Source organism: Streptomyces phyllanthi (assembly GCF_009377205.1).
GTDB lineage: Bacteria > Actinomycetota > Actinomycetes > Streptomycetales > Streptomycetaceae > Streptomyces > Streptomyces phyllanthi.
The window spans coordinates 1-3,878 of the sequence record NZ_VJZE01000652.1 but is presented as its reverse complement, the minus strand read 5'-3'; the positions used below and the strand labels follow the sequence as shown (position 1 = coordinate 3,878).

2 protein-coding genes, 1 tRNA gene and 1 pseudogene are annotated in these 3,878 nt (G+C 71.5%); 2 read left to right on the top strand and 2 right to left on the bottom strand.

Annotated features, from left to right (window positions below; translation table 11 throughout):
• Together FNH04_RS42835 and FNH04_RS42830 are read right to left on the bottom strand one after the other, a co-directional pair.
• A partial coding sequence (locus tag FNH04_RS42835; RefSeq protein ID WP_265581835.1) for an exonuclease domain-containing protein occupies window positions 1–1,070 on the bottom strand: 1,070 nt, incomplete at its 3' end.
• 354 nt (window positions 1,071–1,424) lie between these two features.
• Window positions 1,425–1,497, bottom strand: a tRNA-Arg gene (locus FNH04_RS42830).
• Between the two features lie 310 nt (window positions 1,498–1,807).
• Here FNH04_RS42830 and FNH04_RS42825 point away from each other — a divergent pair.
• The gene (locus tag FNH04_RS42825) at window positions 1,808–3,412 is read left to right on the top strand and encodes a dynamin family protein (RefSeq protein ID WP_322725495.1); all 1,605 of its coding nucleotides are present in this window, start codon (window positions 1,808–1,810) and stop codon (window positions 3,410–3,412) included.
• Window positions 3,413–3,417: 5 nt separating this feature from the next.
• Window positions 3,418–3,878 (top strand): annotated as a pseudogene (locus tag FNH04_RS48335) (hypothetical protein); the annotation flags it as partial.

Sequence of the window (3,878 nt, the reverse complement as noted above, 5' to 3'; positions counted from 1 at the left end):
GTGTCGGGGGCTGACGGCCGTACGGGGCTGGGGACGGACGGCTGTGCGGCGCTGGGGGCGGATGACCGTACGGTCCCGGCCGCGGCGCTTGCCGCGGTGCTCACCGGGGCGCTTGTCGTGGAGGCACGAGGAGCGGCGGCGGTCGGCTCGTGCGGTGCGCCGGGGCGTACGTCGTCCAGCAGCCGCAGGAAGGTGGGCTCGTCGATGACCGGGACGCCCTCGGCCAGGGCGCGCCGGGCCTTGGCGGATCCCGATGCCGAGTCGTTGGTGACCAAGGCGCTGGTGTGCCGGCTGACGGAGCCCATCACGTTCAGCCCGGCGGCGACGGCCCGGCCGGCCAGTTCCGTGCGCGGGGTGGCGGTCTGTCCGGTGATGGCGATCTTCATGCCCTGCACCAGCGGACCGCCGGGGGCCGGCCGTCCGGGATTGCGGAAGCCGCACGCGGTCCTGGGCGGCTTCGGCGTGAACCGCGGGTCCTGCCGTGGTGGGCAGGCCACCAGCGGCAGCGGCAGATCGAGCCGCGCCGCCTCCCGCAGCGAGGCGCGCAGTACCCCGGCCAGGACGCGGGTGTCGTCCAGCGCGTCGTGCGCCTTCAGCTGCGGTACGCCGTAGTGGGCTGCCAGCGTGGCCAGTTTCAGATCCTCGGTGGGCGGATCGACACGCCGGTTCAGCGCGAGGGTGCACAGCCGCCGGGCCACCGGGAGCGGGAGCTGAGCCCGGGCGAACTCGTGCGCCAGGAAGTCGTAGTCGAACTGGGCGTTGTGCGCGACCAGCACCCGGTCCTGGAGCATGGCCCCGATCCGCCCCGCGACCTGGCCGAAGGCCGGGGCCCCGCGCAGCCGCTCGGCCGTCAGACCGTGCACATGCACCGGCCCGGGATCGCAGCCGGGATTCAGCAGCGTGGAGAACTCCGCCGTCTGCTCGCCGTCCGGCCCGAGCGTCACCACGGCGATGGACAGCACCCGGTCCCGGCGTGCCGACAGGCCGGAGGTCTCCACATCGACCAGCGCCCAGTCGAAGGCGTAGTCGCGCAGGCCGGACAGACCGAGAGCGGGGGAGGCGACAGACATGGCGGTAAGGATGATGTGATATTCGTCATCCCTTCAACCCGGATGGACATTCATCCCGATATGCACTTCCTTGATGTGTGTCTCGGCGATGTGTGTCTCGGCGGTGGCGGAGGGGGCGCGTCCCAATGCGGAGGGGCGGGTCCGAATGCGGAGGCGCGGCTCCGAATGCCGAATGCCGTCACGGGCCGCCCCGAGACGCCGCCCCGGTGAGATCGCTTCCCTGGCCGAAGTGTTTCGGCCACCGAGCCCCGCGCATCCCGCGGTCTCCGCTGCCGAAGCGCTTGGCCACATACCGCCGTGCCGAGTGGGGATGAAAGAACCCTCTCCCTGAACGCGCAGGTGAGAGGGTGTTTGCGCCCCCGGCAGGACTCGAACCTGCGGCCAAGCGCTTAGAAGGCGCCTGCTCTATCCACTGAGCTACGGGGGCCGGGTGTGGTGGCCTGTGTCGTGGTGCCCGGGTGTGGGCTGATCCGTGACGTTGCCGGGGACAAGGATAGGGCTCCCAGCTCCTTGTCCCTGTTGCTTCGCCTCCGTGGCTCAATGTGGAGGTTCGGTGAAGCGGTCCTGATAATCGCAGGCAGGTACGAATCGTGCACCGCTTTTAGCGCTCGGCGCATCGGGTGTTGTGCACTCGTTATGCCTGTGCCCCAGTAGTCCCTTCCGTCCCTTGTGTTCTGTCGGCGCGCTGGCATGCTCATATGCTTCCGAATGGCCGTAAAATTGGGCATTCTTCGCATGTGGTGACCTTGGACGTACGGCCTCAGCTGCTCGACGCACTCTCCGCCCTGCGCGACCGTGTCGCCGCCGTGCGCTTTCCACTGCCCATTGCCGGGGCCCCACGCGCGCGTGCCAACCGCGACGAACTGCTCGCACAGCTCGACGACTACCTGGTGCCCCGCCTGAGGGAGCCCGAAGCGCCCTTGCTGGCCGTGGTGGGCGGGTCCACGGGGGCCGGCAAGTCGACTCTCGTCAACTCGCTGGTGGGACGACGCGTGAGCGAGGCGGGGGTGCTGCGCCCCACCACCCGCGACCCCGTGCTGGTGTGCCACCCCGACGACCACCACTGGTTCAGCGGGATGCGGGTGCTGCCCAATCTCACGCGCGAGTGGGTGCCCCAGGTGCTGGGGGACGATCGCTTCCTCACCGGCGGGGAGGAGGAGCGGGTGCTGCGGATCGAGACCGTCGACACCCTCCCACAAGGCCTCGCCCTGCTCGACGCGCCCGACATCGACTCCCTCGTCGCCGAGAACCGCACCCTGGCCGCCGAACTCATCTCCGCCGCCGACATCTGGATCATGGTCACCACGGCCGCCCGGTACGCCGACGCCGTGCCGTGGCATCTGCTGCGTACCGCCAAGGAGCACAGGGCGACGCTCGTCACCGTTCTCGACCGGGTGCCCCATCAGGTCGTGTCCGAGGTCTCACGGCAGTACGGGGCGCTGCTGACCAAGGCGGGGCTCGGCGAGGCGCCCCGCTTCACCGTGCCGGAGCTGCCCGAGTCCGCCTGGGGCGGCGGTCTGCTGCCGGCCACCGCCGTCGCTCCCCTGCGCGCCTGGCTCATCCACCAGGTGACCGATCCGGCTGCCCGGCACCAGGCGATGGCCCGTACGGCGCACGGGGTGCTCGACTCGCTCAGGACCCGCATGCCCGAACTGGCCGGCGCGGCCGCCGCCCAGTACGCAGCCGCGCTGCGGCTCACCGCTGCCGTCGACGCCGCCTACGACAGCGAGCACACGCGCGTGAAGAAGCGCCTGCAGACCGGTGCGGTGCTCGCCGGGGACGCGCTCAAGCGCTGGCGCAGCTACCCACTCGACTGCACCGCGGGGGAACTCCTCGACGCCCTCGTCGAGAGCCTCTGCGCGCTGCTCCTGTGCGCGGTCACGGCCGCCGACGAGCGTATCGACGAGGCCTGGCGGCGCGAACCGGCCGCCCGAGCGCCGGGCCTGACCGGCCGCGACCGCGCGATGGACAGTGCCGAGCACCGTGTCGGGATGACCGTACGACGCTGGCGGCGCGTCCTGGAGGAGTACGCGGAGGAAGAAGCGCGCGTCCTCGACCGGAGCGTCGCCCCGGACGCCGAGGTCGTGGCCGCGCTCGTGGCGACCACGCTCCTGGGAGGGCGCCGGGCGCGGTCCGCGGCGGAGGGACTCGCCGAGCGGGTCGGCCCGCACGGTGCCCTCCGGCTGCGCGACAGGGGCGGGCGGCTGCTGACCGAGTACCTCGACAAGGCGCTGCACGCCGAGCGTGAGCGCCGTCTCGCCCCGTTGGACGCCCTCGACGTACACCCCGAGCCCCAGGCCGAACTCATCGCCGCGCTGTCCGTACTGCAGAAGGAGAGGTGACAGCGGTGACTGCCGTCACTGACCGCACGGATCACGCCGATCACACGGGGGGTGAGGGCTCCGGGGAGAGAACCGGGAAGAGGGCCGGAGCAGGGGAAGGGGTGGGCAAGGTTTCCAAGAAGGCTTCCAAGAGCGCCGCAGAGAGCGCGCGGGCTGGAGAGGGTGTGCGGGCCGGGGAGAGTGCTTCCAGGCCGGCCACCAAGGGCGAGGGGTCCGCAAACGCCCTCCCTGCCGAGGGCGCCTCGGAAAGCGGGCTCGCCATAGAGGGAAGTCCCACGAAGGGCGCTCCCGAAGAGGACAGGCTCGAAGAGGACAGGCTTGAAGAGGGCAGTCCTGGAGAGGGCAGCCCCGGAGAGGGCGCGCCCGAGGCGCGGCGCTCAGCAGAGGGTGCCGACGGGGACGCAGGGGTGGAAGAGGGAGAAAACAGTGCCCCCGCGCGCGTGCGGGACGGCGGCCCCTCCACGCG